The 22925-nt window shown below is 50.7% G+C and carries 21 protein-coding genes; 14 read left to right on the forward strand and 7 right to left on the reverse strand.

Annotated features, from left to right (window positions below; genetic code table 11):
- The first annotated feature begins 33 nt into the window (after positions 1 to 33).
- From ABDW72_RS08025 to ABDW72_RS08050, 6 genes are all read left to right on the forward strand, one after another.
- Entirely contained in the window at positions 34 to 1299 is a 1266-nt protein-coding gene (locus ABDW72_RS08025) for a putative DNA modification/repair radical SAM protein (RefSeq protein ID WP_347158013.1), read from the forward strand.
- Positions 1300 to 1490: 191 nt separating this feature from the next.
- Positions 1491 to 1637, forward strand: a complete 147-nt coding sequence (locus ABDW72_RS08030) for a hypothetical protein (protein WP_347158014.1) — start codon at positions 1491 to 1493, stop codon at positions 1635 to 1637.
- Between the two features lie 14 nt (positions 1638 to 1651).
- Positions 1652 to 2419 carry a TIGR03915 family putative DNA repair protein gene (locus ABDW72_RS08035; RefSeq protein WP_347158015.1) on the forward strand — a complete coding sequence of 256 codons (768 nt, stop codon included), beginning with the start codon at positions 1652 to 1654 and terminating at the stop codon, positions 2417 to 2419.
- 200 nt (positions 2420 to 2619) lie between these two features.
- Positions 2620 to 2988: a hypothetical protein gene (locus ABDW72_RS08040; protein ID WP_347158016.1), complete on the forward strand. Its 369-nt coding sequence runs from the start codon at positions 2620 to 2622 to the stop codon at positions 2986 to 2988.
- A gap of 637 nt (positions 2989 to 3625) precedes the next feature.
- Positions 3626 to 5701 carry a DUF3858 domain-containing protein gene (locus tag ABDW72_RS08045; RefSeq protein ID WP_347158017.1) on the forward strand — a complete coding sequence of 692 codons (2076 nt, stop codon included), beginning with the start codon at positions 3626 to 3628 and terminating at the stop codon, positions 5699 to 5701.
- Positions 5702 to 5868: 167 nt separating this feature from the next.
- Positions 5869 to 7728, forward strand: coding sequence for a DUF3857 domain-containing protein (locus ABDW72_RS08050; RefSeq protein ID WP_347158018.1), 1860 nt, complete (start codon positions 5869 to 5871; stop codon positions 7726 to 7728).
- Positions 7729 to 8367: 639 nt separating this feature from the next.
- Here the strand turns inward: ABDW72_RS08050 and ABDW72_RS08055 are convergent.
- Complete coding sequence (locus ABDW72_RS08055) at positions 8368 to 10458, reverse strand: ComEA family DNA-binding protein (RefSeq protein ID WP_347158019.1); 2091 nt, start codon at positions 10456 to 10458, stop codon at positions 8368 to 8370.
- Positions 10459 to 10550: 92 nt separating this feature from the next.
- Between ABDW72_RS08055 and ABDW72_RS08060 the strand changes: the two genes are divergently transcribed.
- Positions 10551 to 11816, forward strand: coding sequence for a cation:proton antiporter (locus ABDW72_RS08060; protein ID WP_347158020.1), 1266 nt, complete (start codon positions 10551 to 10553; stop codon positions 11814 to 11816).
- A gap of 28 nt (positions 11817 to 11844) precedes the next feature.
- Here the strand turns inward: ABDW72_RS08060 and ABDW72_RS08065 are convergent, their stop codons facing one another.
- Positions 11845 to 12681: a PorV/PorQ family protein gene (locus ABDW72_RS08065; protein ID WP_347158021.1), complete on the reverse strand. Its 837-nt coding sequence runs from the start codon at positions 12679 to 12681 to the stop codon at positions 11845 to 11847.
- Between the two features lie 162 nt (positions 12682 to 12843).
- Here ABDW72_RS08065 and ABDW72_RS08070 point away from each other — a divergent pair, with 162 nt between their 5' ends.
- On the forward strand, positions 12844 to 13647 hold the full coding sequence (locus ABDW72_RS08070; protein ID WP_347158022.1) for an SDR family NAD(P)-dependent oxidoreductase: 804 nt from the start codon (positions 12844 to 12846) through the stop codon (positions 13645 to 13647).
- 571 nt (positions 13648 to 14218) lie between these two features.
- Here the strand turns inward: ABDW72_RS08070 and ABDW72_RS08075 are convergent.
- Positions 14219 to 16546, reverse strand: coding sequence for a S46 family peptidase (locus tag ABDW72_RS08075; RefSeq protein ID WP_347158023.1), 2328 nt, complete (start codon positions 16544 to 16546; stop codon positions 14219 to 14221).
- 91 nt (positions 16547 to 16637) lie between these two features.
- Between ABDW72_RS08075 and yidD the strand changes: the two genes are divergently transcribed.
- Both yidD and ABDW72_RS08085 read left to right on the forward strand, forming a co-directional pair.
- Complete coding sequence (gene yidD / locus ABDW72_RS08080; protein WP_347158024.1) at positions 16638 to 16859, forward strand: membrane protein insertion efficiency factor YidD; 222 nt, start codon at positions 16638 to 16640, stop codon at positions 16857 to 16859.
- 148 nt (positions 16860 to 17007) lie between these two features.
- A complete protein-coding gene (locus tag ABDW72_RS08085; RefSeq protein ID WP_347158025.1) occupies positions 17008 to 17289 on the forward strand; it encodes a hypothetical protein in 282 nt (93 codons plus the stop codon).
- Positions 17290 to 17377: 88 nt separating this feature from the next.
- Here ABDW72_RS08085 and ABDW72_RS08090 read toward each other — a convergent pair whose 3' ends face one another.
- A complete protein-coding gene (locus ABDW72_RS08090) occupies positions 17378 to 17554 on the reverse strand; it encodes a hypothetical protein (protein ID WP_347158026.1) in 177 nt (58 codons plus the stop codon).
- A gap of 35 nt (positions 17555 to 17589) precedes the next feature.
- On the opposite strand from ABDW72_RS08090, the gene ABDW72_RS08095 reads away from it, so the two are divergent.
- Together ABDW72_RS08095 and ABDW72_RS08100 are read left to right on the forward strand one after the other, a co-directional pair.
- On the forward strand, positions 17590 to 19065 hold the full coding sequence (locus ABDW72_RS08095; protein WP_347158027.1) for a DUF5687 family protein: 1476 nt from the start codon (positions 17590 to 17592) through the stop codon (positions 19063 to 19065).
- A 55-nt stretch (positions 19066 to 19120) separates the two neighbouring features.
- Positions 19121 to 19816, forward strand: a complete 696-nt coding sequence (locus ABDW72_RS08100) for an ABC transporter ATP-binding protein (protein ID WP_347158028.1) — start codon at positions 19121 to 19123, stop codon at positions 19814 to 19816.
- A gap of 172 nt (positions 19817 to 19988) precedes the next feature.
- Here the strand turns inward: ABDW72_RS08100 and ABDW72_RS08105 are convergent, their stop codons facing one another.
- Both ABDW72_RS08105 and ABDW72_RS08110 read right to left on the reverse strand, forming a co-directional pair.
- A complete protein-coding gene (locus ABDW72_RS08105; protein ID WP_347158029.1) occupies positions 19989 to 20120 on the reverse strand; it encodes a hypothetical protein in 132 nt (43 codons plus the stop codon).
- Positions 20108 to 20254 carry a hypothetical protein gene (locus ABDW72_RS08110; RefSeq protein ID WP_347158030.1) on the reverse strand — a complete coding sequence of 49 codons (147 nt, stop codon included), beginning with the start codon at positions 20252 to 20254 and terminating at the stop codon, positions 20108 to 20110. The genes ABDW72_RS08105 and ABDW72_RS08110 overlap by 13 nt, the downstream gene beginning before the upstream one ends.
- Before the next feature lie 166 nt (positions 20255 to 20420).
- Between ABDW72_RS08110 and ABDW72_RS08115 the strand changes: the two genes are divergently transcribed.
- Positions 20421 to 21443 carry an AraC family transcriptional regulator gene (locus ABDW72_RS08115; protein ID WP_347158031.1) on the forward strand — a complete coding sequence of 341 codons (1023 nt, stop codon included), beginning with the start codon at positions 20421 to 20423 and terminating at the stop codon, positions 21441 to 21443.
- A 13-nt stretch (positions 21444 to 21456) separates the two neighbouring features.
- Here ABDW72_RS08115 and ABDW72_RS08120 read toward each other — a convergent pair whose 3' ends face one another.
- Positions 21457 to 21888, reverse strand: coding sequence for an RrF2 family transcriptional regulator (locus ABDW72_RS08120; RefSeq protein ID WP_347158032.1), 432 nt, complete (start codon positions 21886 to 21888; stop codon positions 21457 to 21459).
- 318 nt (positions 21889 to 22206) lie between these two features.
- Here ABDW72_RS08120 and ABDW72_RS08125 point away from each other — a divergent pair, with 318 nt between their 5' ends.
- The gene (locus tag ABDW72_RS08125) at positions 22207 to 22842 is read left to right on the forward strand and encodes a peroxiredoxin (RefSeq protein ID WP_347158033.1); all 636 of its coding nucleotides are present in this window, start codon (positions 22207 to 22209) and stop codon (positions 22840 to 22842) included.
- Positions 22843 to 22925 lie beyond the last annotated feature (83 nt).

Here is a 22925-nt window from a genome sequence, read left to right on the forward strand (position 1 = left end):
TTTAGAACATCAAAGGCATTGACTAATAAACAAATGGGTCGCACGATTGAGGATAAACTAACTATTTTAGCAGATGCAGCCAAGTATGATGTTTCCTGCTCCTCAAGCGGTGGCAAACGCAAGAACGAGAACAAAGGTCTTGGCAACAGCGAAGGAATGGGTATCTGCCACAGCTATACCGAAGACGGCCGCTGTGTATCGCTGCTTAAGATCCTGCTGACAAACCATTGCATTTACGACTGTGCCTATTGTGTTACCCGCCGCAGTAACGATGTGCAGCGGGCTGCTTTTACGGTGCAGGAGGTGGTGGACCTGACCATAAATTTTTACCGCCGCAATTACATTGAAGGCTTGTTCCTGAGTTCGGGCATTTTTAAAAATAGTGACTATACAATGGAGCGACTGGTGCGTGTCGCTAAAAAATTGCGGCAGGAGCATCAGTTTAACGGTTACATCCACCTGAAAACCATCCCGGGCGCCAGCGAGGAGTTGATAAAAGAGGCCGGGTTGTACGCCGACCGATTAAGTGTGAACATTGAGCTGCCCTCAGAAGTAAGCTTGCAGCAACTGGCGCCGGAGAAGAATTATACAGAGATTCTGGTGCCGATGGGAAATATCAGCCAGCAGCTGGCGCAGGCCAAAGAAGAGAAAAAGTTATTTAAATCTGCGCCTGCTTTTGCGCCTGCCGGCCAGAGCACGCAGCTGATCGTGGGGGCCAGTGCCGAAAACGACCGCCAGATCCTGCAGCTTTCTGACCAGCTCTACAAGGCGTATAACCTGAAGCGGGTGTATTATTCCGGCTATGTGCCTGTTAGCAGCGACAACCGCTTGCCTATCATCACAGAGCCGCCTATTATCCGGGAGAACCGCATTTACCAGGCCGACTGGCTGATGCGTTTTTATGGGTTTGATGTGCAGGAGCTGCTCGAAGAGAAACATCCGCACCTGGAGCTGGACATTGATCCGAAGCTGGCCTGGGCACTGCGCAACCGCTTTGCCTTTCCGGTGGAAATGAACACGGCAGAATATGAAATGATCCTGCGGGTGCCGGGGATTGGCATAAAATCTGCCCAGAAGATCGTGTCCGCACGCCGTTTTGCCAAGCTTACGTTTGACCACCTGCGCTTGATGGGCGTGGTGTTAAAACGCGCCAGATACTTTATCACATGTCAGGGAAAAAGCACTCTGCGCCACGAGTTCGATTCAGGCCAAATCAGGAACAAAATTCTGTTCGGGGATGGCGCGAAACGAAGTGCGCTTCTGGCCGGGCAACTCGACCTATTCCGCCAGGTAGGCTAGTATGCCGGTAAGTAACAAGCTATGAAAACAATACACGTTGCAGGATAACCCATACCGGCCCCTGTTGTTACCTGAATTTGTATCACTTGTCTCAACATCCTTTATCTGTTAAAGCTATGGGGTCTGCTAAAACTAATTCAAACCTGTCTAATACTGTTTCTACATCCATCCAACCAAAAAAAATAGTTATTATGAGAAAGAACCAGAAAGTTGCCCGCGTATCACTTTGCTGCAAACTGAACATGCTGGTGCCGCAACTGCAGCGCCTCTCCGGTGCCGTGCAGGGTGGCGATAGTGCCGATAAGGGCCGTAGCAGCCGTTCGGCAGCGAAGCAGTAACACCGGCTGCACCGATGCACCTGTACACATATGACGGCTCGTTCGAGGGCCTGCTAACGGTAGTGTTCGAAGCCTTTGAGCGAAAGGCGTGGCCAGCCGGCATTGCGCAGGAGCACCTGGCGCAACCGCTTATCTTTGGCGAAACCATAGCTGTTGTTACAGATGAGCAGAAAGCGGCCCGCGTTTGGCGCGGCCTGCAGAAGAAACTGTCGGTGGCAGCACAGCAAGCTTTATACTATACTTATTTATGGGAACAGGAAGGCGTTGAGTTGCTGCTGTTTGCTTATATCCGGCTGGCGTTTGAGCAGAAAGAGAGTATAGAAGGCAACTATACCGCACCTTGTGTATTGCAGGTGCAGCAGGCAGCCCGGCAGGTGCACCGCGAAAAGCACCGCATGGAAGCCTTCGTGCGTTTCGAGCAAGCAGCCGATGGTTTGTTTTATGCTGTTATCGCACCGGACTTTAATGTGTTGCCCTTGATCATGGCCCACTTTGAGAAGCGTTATGCCGACCAGCGCTGGGCTATTTACGACACTCGCCGCCGCTATGGCGTTTATTATGATCTTACCACCACCACAGTAGTAGAACTGGAGCTGCTGCCCGAGCAGCGCCGCGCCACATTGCAGGGCCAAGCATTGCATGCGGAAGAAGCTAAGTATAAGCAACTGTGGCAGGTATACTTTGACAATGTGACCATACCGGAGCGCCGTAACCCTAAGTTGCACCGGCGCCATATGCCAAAACGGTATTGGAAATACTTGTGTGAAAAGCAACCACACTAATCTTCAAAAGCTTCTTTTTCAGCGTAATGCAAAGTAATTGCATCCATACGGTGAAAAATTGTACATGTTGCGAAACTTTTTCGACAATAAATACGTTAAAAGTAATATATATTATTCCAACAATAAGGCAAAAGACTCACCTGTGATCGGCATATACCGGTTGTGGCAGGCTGTGCTGTTGCGTAAAACATATTTGCACTATGAACACACGCGTACGAAAGAAACTCATCCAAGTAGCCCGTGGGAGAGCGCACCTGATGACGTTTCAGAACCTTATCTTTGAAGCTGAATTAGGTCTCAACCTCGAAAACCCGTATGAAAAATCAAGGCTGAACGAAGTGATCGACGAGATATCGGAGCAGGAACATGCTGCCGGTCGTCCGTTGCTGAGCGCCCTGGTGCGGGTAAAAGGTCAGAAAAATCAAGGCGATAGCTTTTTCAGGCTTTGCGAACGCCTGGGCTATGGCCCCTGGAAAGACCTGAAACGTAATAGCAAGTTTATAGAAGAACAACGTGAAGCCTGTCGCGATTTTTGGCAGGATAGCGAGAACTTTACCTCTTTTCTGTAACAGTAGCCGGAGCGACAGTATATAACCTGCTGTCGCTCCGGCTATTCAGTTCAGATATAGCACAGGTAGCCTCCTGCTGCCGTGCTACGGCCTATTACATTCAATCCTGCAGTGTGCCTCCCTCGCATGGCACCTGTCCTGTATTTCCGCTGGTCTGAAGTATGGCATAAGATTGCAGCTGTGCAAAGTATAGTGGCAGGCTGCTATACCACTATGCCCAAACCGGTACCCCGCTGAATTTCCTCTCCCTGCTGCTGCTGTTTCCCTAACAACACATGTGCAGGGCAAACGCAGGTAAGTAGCGCAACTGCCAAATTTACCTGTGCAAGCTATAAGAATTGCGCGTCAGCAACTGCTGTTGCATCACACCGCCTCCTTGTTTACATACTATACTTCTTCTTGTCTGCTATAGTCTTATTAAATCCATAATTGTGCTGCCGCAACAGGGTTGTAGAATTAAGTATAAGTTTAATGCCAAAAATTTAGTGTAAAATTTGTATATATAGGTAAATACCTTTTTCTTTATACTTTCAGATGTGCGTAATGCCTTGATCAAACGCAACTTTATAATTGTCAGGTATTTATGTTTGTTTGATGATCCGTTTGAGCTTTTAAACCTATATGTATACTATTGCCTATGAGAACATTAACTTCTACTCGTTTAATTTCGCTTGCTATTGTATTAATCTGTGGGGTTGGTACGACTTACGGCCAGGCAACCAAGTTTGGAAAGGTCAGTGAAGAGGAACTGAAAATGAAGGTGTATGACAAAGACACCAGCGCAGTCGCAGTAATTCTGTCTGATAAGGGCTTTTCTCATTTTCAATACGCCAAAGGCTTTCAACTGGTGTTTGAGCATGAGATGCGGATTAAGATTTTGAAAAAGTCTGGCTACGACTGGGCTGATGTGGAGGTGCCATACTTTCAGCGGGGCAGTGATAAAGAAAATGTAGCCAGTATCAAAGGCTATACCTATAACCTCGAAGACGGCAAAGTTGTAAAGGACAAGCTCGAGTCGAAAGCTGTGTTTGAAGAGCAGATGAGTGAGAACTGGTTTGCCAAAAAGTTTACCATGCCCAACGTAAAGGTGGGCTCTGTGCTGGATATCAAGTATACCATCTACTCCGACTTTTTCCAAAACATGCGGGAGTGGGAGTTCCAAAAAACCATTCCGGTGGTATGGAGTGAGTACCACGCGCAGATACCGGAGTACTTCGACTATAAGTTCTTACAGCAGGGGTATCTTGCCTTATACAATGCTGAGCAGAGCAAAGCAAGCGAAAACTTTACCGTTACACAAGAGTCGCACGTGGAGCCGGGTTTGAACGGAGGCAGACAGGCCAGCCAGGCTACCTCTGTAAAAGCCGATGCCAACGGATATGTCTGGATCATGAAAGATGCGCCTGCCCTGCGCCCGGAAAGGTATATTACCACCTTGAGTGACTATCAGTCTAAAATTGAATTTGAGCTGCAGCAGGTAAAGTTTCCGGGCCAGATAGCGGAGACCGTTGTTGGTAACTGGGAGCAGGTGACGCGCGACTTGCTGGATGAAGAGAAGTTCGGCCGGCAGTTGAACCGCAGCAGTTTCTTTAAAAATGAGCTTTCGGCAATCAAGGCGAAGTATAAAACGCCTGAGAGCCAGATGGCCGCGATTCATACTTTGGTGAAGAGTACCGTAAAGTGGGATGGGAAGTATACCATGTATGCGCACTCGCCAATCCGGAAAGTATTCGAAATCAAAAAAGGCAGTTCAGGAGAGATCAATCTGCTCATGACCTCTATGCTGCTGGAGGCCGGACTTGATGCGGCCCCGGTGCTGGTGAGCACCCGCAACAACGGTCGTGTATACAAAGGCTCACCCATGCTTAGTAAGTTCAACTATGTAATTGCGCAGGTACGCATTGGCGATAAAGAATACCTGCTGGATGCCACAGAGCCTTTGCTGGCGGCAGGAGAACTGCCGGTGCGCTGCCTCAACGGCGAAGGCCGCCTGATTAAAAAAGATGATCAGCGGTGGGTGGCGCTTAAGCCTGCTGCCATTTACTCCAGGTTGTTTAATGGCACCATCACCATCAGCAGCAATGGTGAAATGAAAGGAACTGGCAAGGAATCTTTAGGCGGCTATAATGCACTGGTTACCCGCAGAAGTATTCTGGAAGACGGTGAAGCAAAGTTCACCGAAAATTTTGCCAAGGAAACAGGTGATATGAAGGTGTTGAAAGCGAAGGTCGAGAACCTGAACGATGAGAACAGCCCCATCAACATCACCTTCGACATAGCTACCAATGGAAACGGACAGGATAACAGCATTATCTACCTGAACCCCATGATGGGCCACGGAGAGAAGGAGAATCCGTTTAAGCTGAACGAGCGGGCTTACCCCGTAGATTTTGCCGCCCCAGTAGACGAGACCTATATCTGCCGCTTTATACTTCCGGAAGGATACGAAATGGAGGAGGGACCGCAGAATAAAGTGTTAGCGCTGCCTGATAATGGAGGCAAGTTTATGTATGTGGTGCAGCAACAAGGCAACGAGGTGCAGATTATGAGTAAAATTAGCATCAACAAGCCTGTATTTTATGCGCCGGAGTATCCTTACCTTAAAGAGTTTTACAACCAGATCGTAACCAAACAGGCCGAACAGATCGTGCTGAAAAAGGCGACAGCCAGTGTGGGACAGGCCACAACACCTGCTGCCAGCGGCGTAAAATAAACCGGTCGCCATACTTGCCAGTATACGTGTTGCTGCGCTGAGAGGCAGGCAGCAACACGTAGCTGCTTGCCTCTCAGCGGCTTTAGCAGCAGGAAATCCCTTTCTATATTTCATTAATTTACAACGATTTTATGCGTTATTTATACTTGCTTTGTGCCTGTTTGTGCATGAACATGCTTCATCCGGCACAGGCACACACCTCCGAAGATCTTACCAAAGGCGCGCACGTGGTGATTCGCTCTGAGGAAAAGGTGTTTACGGTCAACTCGGTTAGCAACGGCACCTTAGTATACAAAGCTACCATTACCATTCTGGATGAAAATGGAAAAGACAAAGCGCAGTTGTATGTGCTTTATGATAAGCTAACCAAGGTCGACTACCTGAAAGCGACATCGTACGACCGCTTCGGCAAAAAAATAAAAACCCTACGCAAATCCGACATTGTAGATGTAAGTGCTGTTTCTAACGGCACCTTGTTTGAGGACAGCCGCATAAAGGTGGCCGATATGCGGCATACGGTCTATCCGTACACCGTGGAGTATGAATATCAAACCACCACCAGCAACATGTTGTTTTACCCGGTTTGGATGCCGCTGAATGAGGAGAACATGGCTGTGGAGAAGTCTACGTTCCGGGTACTGGTGCCAACCGGTATGCAGCTGCGTTACCTGGAAAAGAACCTGCCTACACCGCTGAAGAAAGAGACAACCGCCACGCAGGAAGTATATACCTGGCAGGCCCAGAACCTGGCCCCGATAGAAACTGAACCTTATGGCGTTGAATTCCGGGAACTGGTACCCCTGGTGCGTACTGCGCCCGTGACGTTTGAAGTGGAAGGATACCAAGGCAACATGCACACCTGGAAAGATTATGGCCTTTGGGTAAATAAGCTTAATAACGGCCGTGACGTGCTGCCGGATGCTACAATGCAGAAGTTGCAGACGCTGGTGGCAGACGCTAAAACGCCGGAAGAGAAAGTACGGAAAATTTACCACTATCTGCAGTCCAACACCCGCTACGTAGCCATTCAGCTGGGTATCGGCGGCTGGCAGCCGTTTGAGGCATCGTTTGTGGATGGCAAAGGCTATGGCGATTGCAAGGCGCTGACCAACTATACCCAAGCAATGTTGAAAGCAGTAGGCATCAATTCTTACCAGGCGCTGATCGAAGCGGGCGAAGACGAGGCTGATATCATCACGGAGTTTCCCAGTCAACAGTTTAATCACGTGGCGCTGTGCGTGCCGCTGCAGCAGGATAGTCTGTGGCTGGAGTGTACTGATCAGAACAAAGCAGCGGGCTATGCCGGCAGCTTCACCGGAAGCCGACATGCTCTGTTGATAACGCCCGAAGGGGGAAAGATCGTGAAAACGCCCGCTTACCGCGCCACCGATAACACCCAGATCCGCCACATTGAAGTGAAGCTGGATGAAAAAGGAAATGGCCTGGCACATGTAACCACCGTTTTCAGAGGAGAGCAGCAGGAGGGAAGGAGCAATGCGATCCATTTAATGGAGCCGGACATGCAAAAGAAATGGCTCTATAGCCAGGTAGAAGTACCATCCTTTGACATCAACAGCTATAAATGGGAGGAGAAGAAAGATAAAATTCCCGCCGTGACCGAAAACCTGGAGCTAAGCTTGCGCCAGTATGCCACATTTAGCGGCAAGCGCCTGTTTCTCACACCTAACCTGATGAACAAGCGCACCTATGCTCCCGGCCGGAAAGAAAAGCGAACATCGGAAGTGGTGCTGAGCAGTATGGCGTATGTAGATGTGGACACGGTATCCTTTGAGCTACCTGAAGGCTATGCCCTGGAGTTTAAGCCGCAGGACCTGAACCTAGCAAATGACTTTGGCAAGTATTCCGCGCAGTTTAAAGTAGATGGCCGGCAGGTTACATATATCCGCCGCATGCAAATGGAGAAAGGCCGCTTTAAACCTGAAACCTACAGTGCTTTGGTGGACTTCCTGAACAAGATCATCGCGGCAGACAGCCAGCAAGTAGTATTCGTGAAAAACATCCCTTAAGCCTCTGCTTTCATCCAATCTCAAGTAGCAGCACTGTTACCTGAGATGTGGGAATTTGGTTACTGCAAGTTTAAAGGCAGATGCTTTATGGCAGTGCCGGGTCCAACCATCCCTGCCCCTCCTTATCTAAGGAGGGGATTTCTGTCGCTGCTTTAGCTGGAGTATATGCGTTGTAGTTCTGGCTAATCAGGAATACCTCCCTTCCACCATGAACCTTTAAAATGACAAACTAGGAGAAGAGAGAAAGAAGCTCAGAGTTATACTTGTATAAAGAAAATTTATACTTGAGCACAAGTATAAGCTGTAGCTATCGAATAGATTCCAGTCCTTGGGTGGAGCGCCTTGGCGGGTTCCGGTGCCCGCAGGGCAGCGCGCCAGCGCAGCTTCACGCCACCGCGCGATGCCCAAGGACGAGCCCTCGCGGGCTTAGAGCGCACCAAAGCTAAAGATGAAACAAGGCAAGTGTAAAACTGCGCATCGAACAGCCACAAGTAAGGATAGCTTACTAGCTAAAGTATAAACCACAACTACCAAGTATAACCGGATTATACATTAAACAACTGCAAAGTATAGCGAAGAAAAGATTAAGCCAGCGTTAGCAAGTATAACTACAAGACAACAATCCACTTCATACTAACCTTAAAACTGATACCGTACCTGCGCCGTCACATCTGAGCGATGTGAGCCTTCGATGGTGTCGAGGCCGGAGCCGATGGTGCGCTGGTGGCGGTAATGTGTCAGGCCATACTTAAGCCATACATCAATGTTTCGGGTGGGGCTTACCTGCAACAGGCCATACACGCGGGTGCCGGTGCGGCTGAAAGCCGGAATCGAGAAGGCGTAGAGTACATCGCGCTCATACACATATTGCCGCGTATCATAACTATCCGTGTCGAAAAGTGCATAACGTGTGCTGAGACGTACTTTCCGGAAAGTAACGTTCACATCCTGGGCAATCAGGTAGCCGGTCGTTTGGGGCGCTTCCTGCGCGTAGCTGCTAAACTGCACCCTTGATTTCAGGCTCAGCGTTTTGGTTGGGGCAAACTCATAGTAAAGCAGGTAATTGCGACGCAGCGCCTGTGCCACATAATTTAGGGCGGTGGTGTTGCCAGCAGCATTCAGGCCTTTGTTCTCGGTGCGGAACTGCACATAAAGCGCCGTTTGCTTGTTAGGTTTAAAGTATAAGCGTGTCAGATACTCGTATCCTTCCGAAGGGGCATCTACACGGTAGCGCAGCCACGGAAACCGGAACCGGTCATAGTAAGCAGTGAACTCCCACTTACGGAATGGCTTTAGTTTGATGCCGGTATACAGGCCGTGCTCGTTGATGTTGCGGGTAGCCTCACCGAAAGCGCTACCGTAAAACGAGTGAAAGTTGCGGGCGTAGGAGCGGTATAGCATCGCCAGTTCCACTTTATTCGACAGGTTGGCAACAAAGCCGTTCACAGTACCCACTCCGCCACTTTTACTAACAGCTGTTTCCCCAAAAACGTACACGTTCTGCCAGGTATAGCTGTAGTTAGTACCCAAGTTATAGTTGCTTGTACCACTAAACTCGAAGCGCTGGTACGGTGCGCCTGCTTTTTGAATGGGCGCATTGTAGGAAATACCCAGTGCTGTTAGGCCAAGTAAAAGTGTCTTCGCTGCGTTCTGGTAAGTAGCGTTGGTGCCGTAAAGTTGTTCCCGCACGCTACCCTTGTGTGCTAGTTCGGATGCCGTGCGGTGAAATCCTGTTGTCTGAATGCCACTGAAATAACTGCGCTCCTGCTCCAGGGTATCTAGCTGTGCTTTCAGGTTGGCATCGACGCGCTTATTGGAGTAAAAGCCAGTTACGGCGATGTTCCCCAAAGTATAAGTGACCGCTGCGCCCCGGAAGTAAGCATACTCCAGCACCGAGCTGTAGGGCCGGATGCCTAGGTCTGGGCGACTGACGGTGGCAATGGTTTCGCTGCCCTTGCCCACGCTGTAGCCCGACGAGAGCAGCAGGCCCTGCCCTAACTGCAGCTGGTAATCACCCAAGGCAATTGTCTTAAAATGCCCCCTGTTGTAAAGTTGAAGGTGCGCCGAGTAGTAATCAAAGCCATAGCGGTGCGTTTGGTTATCCCAGGTGAAAGCTTCTCCGGCGTCTTTTTCGGCAGTAAGGCCCGCGCTATAGTCGTGGGAATGGCTGATGCGGTAGCGCAGGTACAGCTTGTCCGGGGAACCAAGATAGCGGCTGCCAGCAGGATTGTCAGCGGCAGCAGGCGTGTACCCTTTTGCCTGTTGCAGCGTGCGTTGATAGCGTAACACCAGGGCATTGTTGTCTTCGCCAGCCATACGTTGCCACAAAGTGCGCTGGTCGGCCTGCAGGCCCGCATCAGCCACCCGTACAAATGGTACTAACTTGTAAATGGTGGGCAGGTCAAACTCAGGAATGGCCTGCAACTCGTATATGCTCAGCAGCTTTCCGTTCTCCTCTTTATACTTCAGAAAGGAGGCAATCTGCGGGCGCGAGAGCAGGTAAAGCGAAGCAAGTTCTTCTGGTGTCGCCCGGTTCAGGTCTAGCGGGCGCTGATAGTATTGGAAGAGCGTTTCGTAGAAGTCCTCGTAGGGGACCTGCTCGTCTTCCTGCTGGGCGAAAAGCTCCTGCACTAGCAAGTCAAAGTCGATCTGACGGCGTGGAAAATCCTGCGCCTGCAGCGGAGCCAATGCACAAAGTATAAACCAGCAGAGCAGTAAACATCGTACCATAGGCAGTAGCTTAGTTTGTCCGGAAGATAGTTTCTTCCTAAGAGCTACTTTGCACCTACGTATGATGTTGTATTATCGCTTAAAATAATCCTATGGAGCTTTTCCACATCTTCTCTGTCATTCTGGTTATTTCGGCTGCCGTTGCCTACATTAACCACAAGTACATTCGGCTGCCGGCAGCAATCGGGCTCTTGCTGGCGGGGCTGTTTATCTCATTGGCAGTGCAGGCGCTGGGAGCGGTGTGGCCCGACTTCACCGATCTGATGCAGGAGAAACTGGCCTCTGTTGATTTTTCTGAGATCCTGCTGGAGTTCATGCTGAGCTTTCTGCTGTTTGCCGGCGCTTTGCACACCGATCTGAAGAAGCTGGCCGACGCAAAATGGTCTATTATGCTCTTTGCCACCGTGGGGCTGCTGCTCTCCACTTTTTTCATTGGCTCGCTTTTTTTCTGCCTCCTGCACCTTATTGGGCAGCCGTTAGATTACATTTACTGCCTGCTGTTTGGCGCACTGATTTCGCCCACTGATCCTGTGGCGGTGCTTGGCATCTTAAAAAAGGCCAATATCCCGGAAAAGCTGGAGGTAAATATTACGGGAGAGTCTTTGTTTAATGATGGGGTAGGCGTGGTCGTCTTTATTTCCTTATATGAAATAGCTCAGCTTGGATTAGAAAATGTAGATGCCGCATTTGTAGGGAAGCTTTTCTTGGAGGAGGCTGGCGGCGGTATTGCTCTAGGGCTGCTGCTCGGCTATATTGCTTTTTATTTTATGCGCCGGATAGATCATTATCAGACGGAGGTGCTGATCTCGCTGGCAGTGGTGACGGGCGGGTATAGTATAGCCCATTACCTGCATTTCTCAGGCCCGCTGGCCATGGTGGCTGCCGGCCTGCTGATCGGCAACCAGGGCACCAAATTGGCCATGAGCACCCAGACAGCCGATTACCTGCACAAGTTTTGGGAGATGGTGGATGAGATATTTAATGCGGTGCTGTTTGTACTGATCGGTCTGGAACTGCTCATCATTCCATTCAGGCCCGAATACCTGCTCATCGGGTTTGTGACGACAGGCATTGTGCTACTGATGCGATTCCTGTCTATAGCCATTCCTTCGTATGCGCTACGGCTAAACAAAACATTTGCGCCGAATACGCTTCTGATCATGACCTGGGGCAGCTTACGTGGCGGTATTTCGGTTGCGCTGGCGCTGGCATTGGCACCGGAGATGTACCGTAATTTTATTGTGGCGATCACGTACATGGTGGTGCTGCTCTCCCTCACCGTGCAGGGGCTAACCATTGGACCATTGGTGCAAAAGCTTACGAAAAGAATGTCGCATAAGCGCGAAAAAGTAGGATGATATTAGTGTGAATCAGAGCTGTGAATTATCAATGCTGTATAGCCTGGTGCAGACTGTAAGAGAGCGACAGATGATGGCTCTGGCCCAGCAGCGTGGTAGTGCCAAAGGCGTAGTCGACTTGCAGTTGCCGCGCCCGGAAGCCCAGGCCAAAGGTTGCCTGATTAGTCAGCGTGCTGAAACCGGTACGCAGCGCCAGCTTTTCCTGCAGCAGCCGGTATTCCAAACCTGCTTTAAAGTTAGCGGCATAGTCGATGTTCTTTTCTGTTTCGATGGCCAATAGCAACTTTTTATAGGGCTGGTAGGCAAGTCCCGCTTTCATTACGGTCGGGAGGCGCTCATCTTCGAAATCAGCCAGTTTGGCCTGGTTCAGGTTATACGCGTAGGCGCCAAAGAATACGCCCGGCACCACCTGCGCCTGCACCCCCACCGACAAGGCTACCGTTTTGCAGCTGCCATATCCTTTCACTGCTACCTGCCATACTTCTGCTTTTGCTCCCAGGCTTACCTGCCCCAGCGTATGCGCCACGCCTATTCCCACCGATTGCCGGCTGTAAACCGCATCGCCAAACCTGCTGAAGCTTAGCCCATAGGCACCATACTTCGCCGTTGGCAACACAGCCAGCAAAGCCACCGTGGTAAATGCTCGTACGCCAAAGCGGCTCTCTACAAAGGCTCCCGCACTTACCTGCTGCAGCCCAGCCATACCGGCCACATTATTGTGCAATGCCCAGAGGTCGGGCAGCGTTACCGCGGCATTGCCTAAACCAGCAGCCCGGCCACCCATCGGCACATCAGCCTGTGCATGTGCCACATAAGGTAGGAGCAGGCAAACAAAGTATAACGTGTACTGTAAAAGTTGTTTCATAGAGTTGGCGGCGGCTATTGTACTTTAAGAAGTATACTTGTACGCAGTATACTGGTAATTTGTGCAAAACAAGGCCTGCATTATATCCTTCCGTAGAAATGAGCTTAACTCTTGGCTTATTATGTCGTTCTTTCTATATCTGTACCAGTTAAAAACTAAACTATGAAAGTTGATCTAACACAAAAAGTGGCCCTGGTGAGTGGCGGCAGCAAAGGCATTGGCAAAGGTGCCGCGCAGGCACTTTCTGAAGCAGGGGCCACTGTCATCATCTGCGCCCGCGACGAACAGGAACTGCAGCAAACGGCCCAGGAGATCTCCGCTAAAACAGGAAATAAGGTCGTGCCCATACCTGCCGATGTCACCAAGCCGGGGGAAGTGGCGCAGCTGCTCTCGAAAGCGAAAACAGCGGCTGGCCCCATTGACATACTGGTAAACAATGCCGGTGGCATCGGTAAAACCGGCGACTTCGAGGACATTGCCGAAGAAGTATACCTGCAGCTCTACGACCTGAACGTGGTAGCCATGGTGCGCCTTACAAAAGCAGTACTGCCTGGTATGAAAGAGAAGAAGTGGGGCCGCATCATCAACATGTCCTCCGAAAACGGGCTACAGCCTTACCCCGACATGATTCCTTATGACCTCACCAAAGCCGCTATCCTGAACCTGAGCAAAGCGCTTTCCAAGTCGCTGGGGAAATATAACATTCTGGTTAACTCGGTATCACCTGCTTTTATACTTACTCCGCTGGTGGATGGTATGATGCAGGGGCAGGCCGAGCAAAAGGGGATTTCCAAAGAAGAGGCGGAGCAGCAGTTTCTGCAGCAAAACCGCCCCGACATTGTGCTGCAGCGGCCTGGTAGCATTGCCGAAGTTGGTGCTGCGGTGGTATTTCTGGCCTCGGAGCAGGCGTCCTTTATCACCGGAACGAATTTACGGGTTGATGGTGGGTCAGTAGCGTCGATTTAGATGAATTGTTGATCTGCTATTATCTATGAAAGTTTCATCTTTTATCAATGTCAACTGTTGAATTTAAAGCCCTTTCTCTTAGCTAACTTTCGCCTCGCCGGCGGGGCCCTACTTTTCTCATCAAGGAGAAAAGTAGGCAAAAGAAGCAAGAAGATTTTGTTTATCGAGGGCCCCTACCCCCACTCGCTGAACGCTCAAACAAAAAATCGTCATTGGTGCACCTGACAAGGGCTTTATACTTCATCGCCTACATGCAAAGGTGTTACTTCATACAAATGTTTACCCTTATTCGCTCGTTTGGTGGTCGGAGAAAAAAGCCTTCCCAGTTTTTCCGGGAGGCGCCTTGTAGATTTCCGGTGCCACGGTAGTGGCAGCCGTTAGGCAGGAAATGTACACAGCGCCGAGTGGGAAAACGAGTCCCCGCGGACTTGGAGCGCAAATAGGTACTATTGAAAAGGCCGGAAGTGAAGCCGTGGATAAGCCAACCCTACGCTAGCTTAGGAAAGTATAAAAACAAAAAAGGCGCTGAGGAAATCCCAGCGCCTTTGCTATACTTATAGAAGCAGGTTCTTTAGTCTTTCACCTGCAGCTTCACTTTCGCGTCGCCTTTCTTTTTCTCGATCTTGAACTCAGTTTTGCCATTGCGCAGCATCTGGTTCGCTTCCTCTACCGTGGCCTCCAGCAGCTCGCCCTGGGGCGTTTCCGGTTCTGCTTTGGCCGCGTCGCCGGCGCCGGGGTTGCCGTTGTCCACCAGCTTCATCTCCTGGATCAGGTTGGTGGCGCCGGCATACTTGTCGATGATGAAGAGCACGTAGCGGATGTCCACGTTGATGCAGCGCTTGTAGTCGGGGTCGTACACCAGGTCGCCGGTCATGGCCTCCCAGTTGCCGTCGAAGGCCAGGCCCATCAGCTCGCCACGGCCGTTGATGACAGGAGAGCCGGAGTTACCGCCCGTGATGTCGTTGTTGGTGATGAAGTCGGTTACCAGCTCACCTTTCTTGTTAGCATAGCGGCCGTAGTCTTTGGCCTGATAGAGTTGCTTGAGCTTAGCAGGCACCACAAACTCTTCATTTGTCGGGTCTTCTTTGGCCATTACGCCATCCAGGGTGGTGTAGTAGTTGTAGAGCACACCGTCTTGTGGGCTATAGTCCTTCACAGTACCATAGCTCAGGCGCAAGGTAGAGTTCGCATCCGGGTAATATACTTTGTCCGGGTGCATCTGGCGCAGGCCGGCTACGTACAAGCGGTTGGCTTTGTCCAGTTTGGCGTTGCTCTCGGCCATTTTCGGTGCGATGTTCGTCACATAGTTCATCAAAATTGAGTTGACGATCTTAAAGGCTGGATCAGCCTCCAGCTTCTTCTGCGTCGGGTTCAGCAGGAAATCATTCACCTGCTGCTCTGATACCAGAAACGAGTTGCTGTACACGTAATCAGCCAGCTTTCCGAAATCGCCGTTATACTTTTGCACCATGTTCTTGAACTCCTCTGGTTGCTGGTCTTTCGGGATGTCCTCGTAGTAGTTCTTCATCAGCGCTGCAAACACCTTCTTGTCCGTTGGCAGGTTGTAATCCTTAAAATGCGACTCTACACGTGGTTTCAGGTCTTCTACGGCCTTCTGCACAGCAGCGGCATTGCCAGACTTCAGCGCATTATTTAGTGGTATAAAACGGTAGCCCAGCATCATCGACTCTGTGCCCAGCACCGCCTCATTCAGGTAAACGTTGCCCAGGTTATACTTCTCGATGTTGGCGTACGCATCAGCTATATCGCTGAGCACGTTGCCATAGGTGGCTTTGCGTTGCGCATCGCCAGCGTTAGCCCATGCCTGGAACTTGTCTTCGTCGGCAATTTTACCTTCGATGGTGCGCATGCGCTTGATGCCTTCGTTCTGGCCGATGGAGTACTTGTAGTAGTTAGACGTAGAAGCATACTTAGACGCATACTTGATGCGGGTAGCCGGATCTTTTTCCATGTCCTGCTTCCAAAGGCCAAGCTTCTGTGCACGCAGCTTAATGCGCGACTTGTTGAGTTGGTTTACCTCCAGTTTCAGGCCATGCGAAGTCATAAAGCGCTTGGTGCGGCCCGGGAAACCGAATACCATAGAGAAATCGCCCGGGTCTTTGTCGCTCAGCGAGATGGGTAGGAAATGCTTGGGCGTATACGGCACGTTGGTTTTGCTGTAAGGAGCAGGCTTGCCATCCGGCGCCATGTACACGCGGAACATAGAGAAGTCGCCGGTGTGGCGTGGCCACATCCAGTTGTCGGTGTCGCCGCCATACTTGCCGATGGATTGCGGTGGAGCGCCTACTAAACGCACGTCGGTGAAGCGGTTGTACACGAACAGGTAGTACTCGTTGCCGTTATAGAAATCGCGCACATAGGTCACGTACTGGCCGTTGTCGCTGGCTTCTTTAGCGATCGCTTTCATGCGCTGGTCTACCAGTTGGGCACGCTGCTCTTCGGGGGTGCTGCTGTCGATGCCTTCCAGCACCTGGCCCGTCACGTCATCCATGCGCACGAGGATATCTACAAACAAACCTTCGTTTGGCAACTCCTGGTCCTTAGAGGTAGCCCAGAAGCCGTCGGTCAGGTAATCGTGTTCGGGGGAGGAGTGGGACTGAATAGAGCCGAAGCCGCAGTGGTGGTTGGTGATCAGCAAACCCTCAGGTGAGATGAACTCACCGGTACAGAAGCCGCCAAACTGCACGATGGCGTCCTTCAGGCTGGAGTTGTTAACAGAGTAAATTTCTTCGGCCGTGAGCTGCAGGCCTTCTTTCTGCATGTCTGTGTAGTTCAGACGCTTGATGAACATCGGGAGCCACATCCCTTCGTCTGCTTTGGCGGCAAAAGGCACGCACAGCGAGACGAAAAGTAGTAGCGAGAGGATTTTTTTTAACATGAATATTTGTTTAGGTTAGATAAACGGAGGCAAATTTAGCGAAATCTGCCCTATTTGCCCCACAACACGGGATACGTGCAAAAACCAAACCATGACTTGGATCATCAAAAAACTTGTACTTGGCCTGCTGTGGATCTACCAGCACCTGCTCTCGCCGCTGACGCCGGGCGCCTGCCGCTATACACCCACCTGCTCTACTTATGCGGTGCAGGCCGTGAACAAGTATGGCCCTTTTAAAGGCGGCTGGATGGGCCTGAAGCGTATCGGGCGTTGCCACCCCTGGGGCGGGAGCGGCTATGATCCGGTAAAATAGGGGGTGCAGGAGTATATTTGCCAAGCACCTAGCTGGGCGTCTTTGATGGGATAAGTCTGGCAACTTATCCGTTTATTGATTAAGTTGCACATACTTTAGCGCCGGTAGCTATTGCCTAAGTTTTCACGCCACCAAAAACATAGGCCTAATGATTTTCCTTATACCAGGACCAGACGACTGCGCCGCAACAACAATTTTAGTTGCTGACATCATCCGGGTTGAGATGCATACGATGAGCTTCCATGAACAGGAAGTGCATAACCTCTATGTATTTGTGCGGGGAGGAGCTGAAGAATACTTTTTCATGTTCAGTTATCCGCTGCTAAAGGGTATGGAAGTGGCGCACCGGCAGCTTTCGCACTTATTGCAGAAAGAAGCAACCCAAGACCATGCAATCCGGATATGCCATCCTGTGGCTACTCTTGATTAAAGTGCTACTGTAAGCCTGGTTTAAGCCAGCATCCTTCTGCAAAAACTTACCGACTCACATATTGCCTCGTGTCTTGCAGGCAGCGTATTTACCTGAAAAATGATGTTGTGCCAATGGCTAGCTCCTGGTTTAGGCGCTTGAACGAACAAGCCGGATCGTTGCGGGCGGGCATTTGATCGTGTGTTCTTCCCTGTAAGTATAGAATCTTCAGGGTTTGGTATAAAGATTCGCTTCCGAGTTTGAGTATACCGGCTTTTTTAGGCATATTGAGTATGTTATATCCCATCTGACCAGAACAATATGCTGCTAACCTTACTCGCACATCAATGGAAACAGGCCAGGCGCTCTTCCGTTTTTCAAAAAGGCCTGGCGCTCAACATCATCCTTGGTTTCTTTATCCTGTATTTCAGCGTCTGTTTTCTGGCGCTGGGGTTGTTCATGGGTCCTTTGTTACGGGAGCTTTACCCCGGCCAAAACCCTGTCGCAGCGTTTAACGGTTTCCTGCTTTTTTACTTCCTGCTGGATCTGTTTATGCGTTTTATGTTGCAGGAGTTGCCCGTATTGAGCATACAGCCCTATCTGCACCTGCCTGTTCCCAAACAGAAGCTTATTCATTACGTGCTCCTGGCCTCGCTGCCCAGCGTTTTTAACCTCATCATGCTGCTGATCTTTGTACCATTTCTGGTAACTACGGTGGCGCCGATGTATGGGGCAGGAGTGGCGGGCGTGTGGCTGGCAACCCTGCTGCTGCTCACGTTTTTCAATAATTTCCTGCTGCTATACTTTAAAAGGCAACTCAGCAACAACCCCAAGTGGACACTGGCTTTCGGGCTGGTAGTGGTCGGGCTGATGGTGCTGGACTATACTGGCGTGCTTTCGCTGCGCCAGGTGTCAACTGCCATGTTCGGCTATGTGTTGCAGCAACCGTGGCTGGTGGTAGTACCTGTGCTGCTGCTTACGGGCGCTTACCTGCTCAATTACTTCTTCCTGAAAGCCCATACGTACCCGGAGGAGCTGGCGGTGCGAAAAGCCGGCAGTGTAGAAGGAAGTGATATGGCCTTCCTGAACCGGTTTGGAGAAACAGGAAAACTGATTGCCCTGGAGCTAAAGCTGATCTGGCGCCACAAACGCCCAAAATCTGTGCTGATGATGTCGGCTGTATTTCTCTTTTATGGGCTGATTTTTTACACCAAGCCCATGTTCCTGGAGCGTAACGTCATGCTCATTTTTGTAGGGATATTTATGACGGGCATCCCCATGTTCCAGTACGGCCAGTTTGTGCCTGGCTGGCAGAGCAGCCATTTTGATGGCCTGCTGACGACCCGCATCTCACCTTACCAGTTTTACCTGGCCAAGTTCTGGATCTTTGTGCCAACGCTGCTGCTGATGTTCCTGCTAACGCTGCCGTATGGCCTGTTTGGCTACAAGGTCGTGCTCGTTAACCTGGCTGCCTTTCTATTTAACATCGGCGTGAATTCATTTATTGTGCTTTACTTTACTGTGTATAACAAGAGCCGCCTCGACCTGAGTAAAGGCGCTGCTTTTAACTGGCAGGGCGTCGGGGCTTCCAAATTCCTGGTGCAATTGCCCTTGCTGCTGTTGCCGCTCCTGCTCTATGCGCCTTTTGGCTTTATGGATATGCCCTACTTAGGCATTGGCTTGCTGGGCGTTGCCGGTGTAGTTGGTTTTATTTTTCACCGGCAGTTGTTGCAAGTCATTGCCCATCGGTTTTTAAAACACAAGTATACTATGGCCGCCGGCTTCCGGGTAGCTTAAGTATACCTGAAAGATTTGATAGCAGTTCATCACCACCCTATAACAGACATAGCTCATGCTAGACATTACCAACATCGAGAAATCATACAATGGCAAAACCGTGGTGCATATTCCGGCGCTGCATATTGCTGCCGGCGAAACAGTGGGCCTGGTCGGGAACAATGGTGCCGGTAAAACCACGCTGTTCCGGATGGTGCTGGACCTGATCCGGCCCAGCAAAGGCGAAGTGTCCTCCAAAGGCACCAATGTGGCTTTATCTGAAGAATGGAAGGCGTATACCGGCTCGCACCTGGATGAAGGTTTCTTAATCGATTACCTCACCGCTGAAGAGTACTTTAAATTCATCGGCGACCTGCACGGCTTATCCGACGGCGACATTGCCGAGCGCCTGCATCCTTTCCAGGACCTGTTTAACGGCGAAGTGCTGGGCCAACGCAAGTATATCCGCGACTTTTCGAAAGGAAATCAGAAAAAGGTGGGCATTGCGGCAGCGACACTGGGTAATCCGGAGCTGCTTATTTTAGATGAGCCTTTTGCCAACCTCGATCCCAGTTCGCAGATACGCCTGAAAAACCTGCTTAAAGCCATGCGCGACCAGCAGCGCGTAACGATGCTCATCTCCAGCCACGACCTGAGCCATGTGATTGAAGTATGCGAGCGCATCATGATTCTGGAAAAAGGCGAACTGGTGCAGGACATGCAAACCACTCAAAATACGCTGCAGGAGCTAGAGACATATTTCACCGTCTGACCTGTTCTTCAACCTATAAGCAGCGTTGCAGAGAAGTACTTTCATCCATACTACATCCCTCGGCTGCAAGTATAAGCAGCGGCATGTAGTATGATGGAACAGCTGATGAAGCAGTTATTGGCTTATCGGGTTAAATAAGTTTCGGCAAGTATGGAGCCGTGTAAAGTCTTGCTTATTTCAACAGCCCTTTTGCCCAGCTACTGATCGTTTCCAGGGCAAAAGGAGCGAAGGTTTCCTCTATCAGGCTATACTCTGCCGGAGAGCCGGTTGTTGCTGTCTGGAAAAGGTGGTTTAGGCCTTGCAACGCTTTGGTGCTATACTTGCTGTTTCCACTGCTATTATTTCCGGTCCGATGATGCTGCCGCCTGTAACCTGCTGCGCAAGTGCTGTTATACTTGTAGCGAACAGGAAAAGCCAGAAGTGGAGGTGTCGTTTCATACATTAAGTTTGTGGATCATCGAAAAGTAATTACCCCTGTTCTCTTCCCAATTCAGGCGGCAGCGTTGTAATGAGGGCATTCTAAGGTGAAAATTATACTTTGCTAACCTGTAGCTGCATTTGTGGTAACACTTTCATATGTTTATACTTTCCAGCCTTTAAACCTATGAAACAGGAGATACATACCCTTAGTGCGCCCTCGGTGGGCTTGTTGCTGCATGTGCTGCGCCAACAGGGGCAGGACGTGAACGCCATCTGCCGACAGGTAAACCTGGACCCGCTACTGGTGCAGGATGTAAATGCCCGGATCACGGTAGAACTGGTGCAAAAGCTGTGGCAGGCCGCTATTGCCGCCACGCAGGATCCGGACCTGGCGCTGCACGTGGCCGAGTGCATCAACCCGACAGCCATGGGCACAATTGCGTACGTGATGATGAATGCGGCCACATTGCGCGAATCACTGCAGAAGCTATGTAAATACCAGGACATTATTTGCGGTGCTATCCAGACAAGCCTGCACGTGCAGGGGCCGACGGCGCTTGTGAAGCTGCAGGTGGTCAGTGCCTGCCTTACCAACCCGCGCCCTGCCCTGGATTCGGAACTGGTGATCTATAAAAATGCCTTCTCGGCGCTGGTGGGGCAGCCGGTCGCTTTCCGGCAAGTGCTGTTCAGTTATCCGCAACCGGCAAGTATAAAAGAGCACGAGCGGCTGTTTGCCGGGGCCGAGCTCATTTTTGGTGCACCGTATAGTGGGCTAATGCTGGATACGGCTTGCCTGGAACTGCCGGTCGTAACGGCTAACCCGGAGCTGAACCTGCTGTTTGAGCGGTATGCTGAAGAATACCTGCAGAAACTACGGGAGCCAAAAACGGTGCGGGAACGGGTACAACGGGAGATCGCGCAGTTGCTGAAAGGGGAGGAGCCAAGTATAAACACGGTGGCGCGCAGCCTGGCGATGAGCGTCCGCAGCCTGCAGAGCAGGTTAAAGGAGGAAGGCGTAACATACCAGGGGCTGCTGGATGAGGTGCGGAAAACTATTGCGCTGCGCCACCTGCAGGACAACCACAGCACCATCGCTGATATTGCTTACCTGCTGGGCTTTGCCGAAGCAAGCGTATTTTCCCGGTCGTTTAAAAAGTGGACAGGTATGCCGCCTGCCAAATACCGCCGGCACCTGGCTGTGGCATAGGCAGGCTTGCTGCTTAGTTCAGCAGCGCCAGCTTGCTGTTGAGCGCGTCCTGAATAGAGATGCCCTCCAGTATGGCTACTGTGGAGTCACGTACTTTCTTCATCACCAGCCGGATTTCGCAGGTAGCCGGGTCCAGGCACTCTTCGCAGGCTACAAAGCCTACGCGGCGGGTGCAGGTAGTCAGGGCCAGGGGCCCATCCATGATCCGGATCACGTCAGCCAGGTTAATATCTTCCGGGCGCTGCCGCAGTACGTAGCCGCCGCTGCGCCCCCGCTGGCTGTGCAACATGCCGTGTTTCTTCAGGTCCAGCAGAATCGCTTCGGAGAACTTTTTAGGTATGCCGGCCTGTTGTGCTATCTCGTCCGTGGTGGTAGCGCAGTTTGCTTCCTTTTCTGCCAATACAAAAAGCGCTTTAAGCGCATATTTCGCCTTTTTTGAAAGCATCAGATTTGTTGATAAAGTAAGTATGCTGCGGAGAGCATGGAAAACAGTATCTCAAAATTACAAATAAGTAACAGACTTTTAGACTGTACTGTTGTTTTTATGAGCCCTATCGTTTTAAACCATATCCCCGGATTAATAATTCCCAGTAACCTTGTAGGTAATATATAGTTTAATTATATTTGACTAAAGATGCTCCGGAAGAACCCTGCAGCTAGTAAGGTACTAATCGGGCAGCGGTGCTTTGCGGACTTTGACTGCTGTTTGGGAGCCGCAAATGCACCGGAGCATCTGCATCTGTTACACTCTAAACGATTGAAAATGTCCTTGCAATTAAACGACGAAGCTCCAAACTTTACGGCACAGACCACCGAAGGAGAAATAGAATACCATAACTGGCTCGGCGATTCGTGGGGCGTGTTGTTCTCACACCCGGCTGATTTTACACCTGTTTGCACCACAGAACTGGGCGCCACCGCCCGCCTGAAAGAAGAATTTGCGAAGCGAAACGTAAAAGTAGCTGCCCTGAGCGTTGATCCTGTTGACTCACACAAAGAGTGGATCAAGGATATCAACGAGACGCAGCACACGGAAGTAGACTTCCCGATCATTGCGGACGCTGACCGGAAAGTAGCCGAACTCTATGGCATGATCCATCCGAATGCCTCCGGCACCTTAACCGTGCGCTCCCTGTTTGTGATTGGCCCTGATAAAAAGATAAAGCTGATGATTACGTACCCCGCATCTACCGGCCGCAACTTCCAGGAGATTCTGCGGGTGATCGACTCGCTACAACTGACAGCCAAATACAGTGTAGCTACGCCGGCTGATTGGAAAGAAGGCGAGGATGTGGTGATTGCACCAGCCATCAAAGACGAAGATATTCCGGAGAGATTCCCCAAAGGGCACCGCACCCTGAAGCCATACCTGCGCATGACGCCGCAGCCAAATAAGTAAGTTTCGCTATCTGGTAACTATAAAATTCCTGTCCGGTAAAGCCCGCCATGCGGCTGCCCCGGACAGGAATTGCTTTTTATATC

This window comes from Pontibacter chitinilyticus (assembly GCF_039748935.1).
GTDB classification, from domain to species: domain Bacteria; phylum Bacteroidota; class Bacteroidia; order Cytophagales; family Hymenobacteraceae; genus Pontibacter; species Pontibacter chitinilyticus.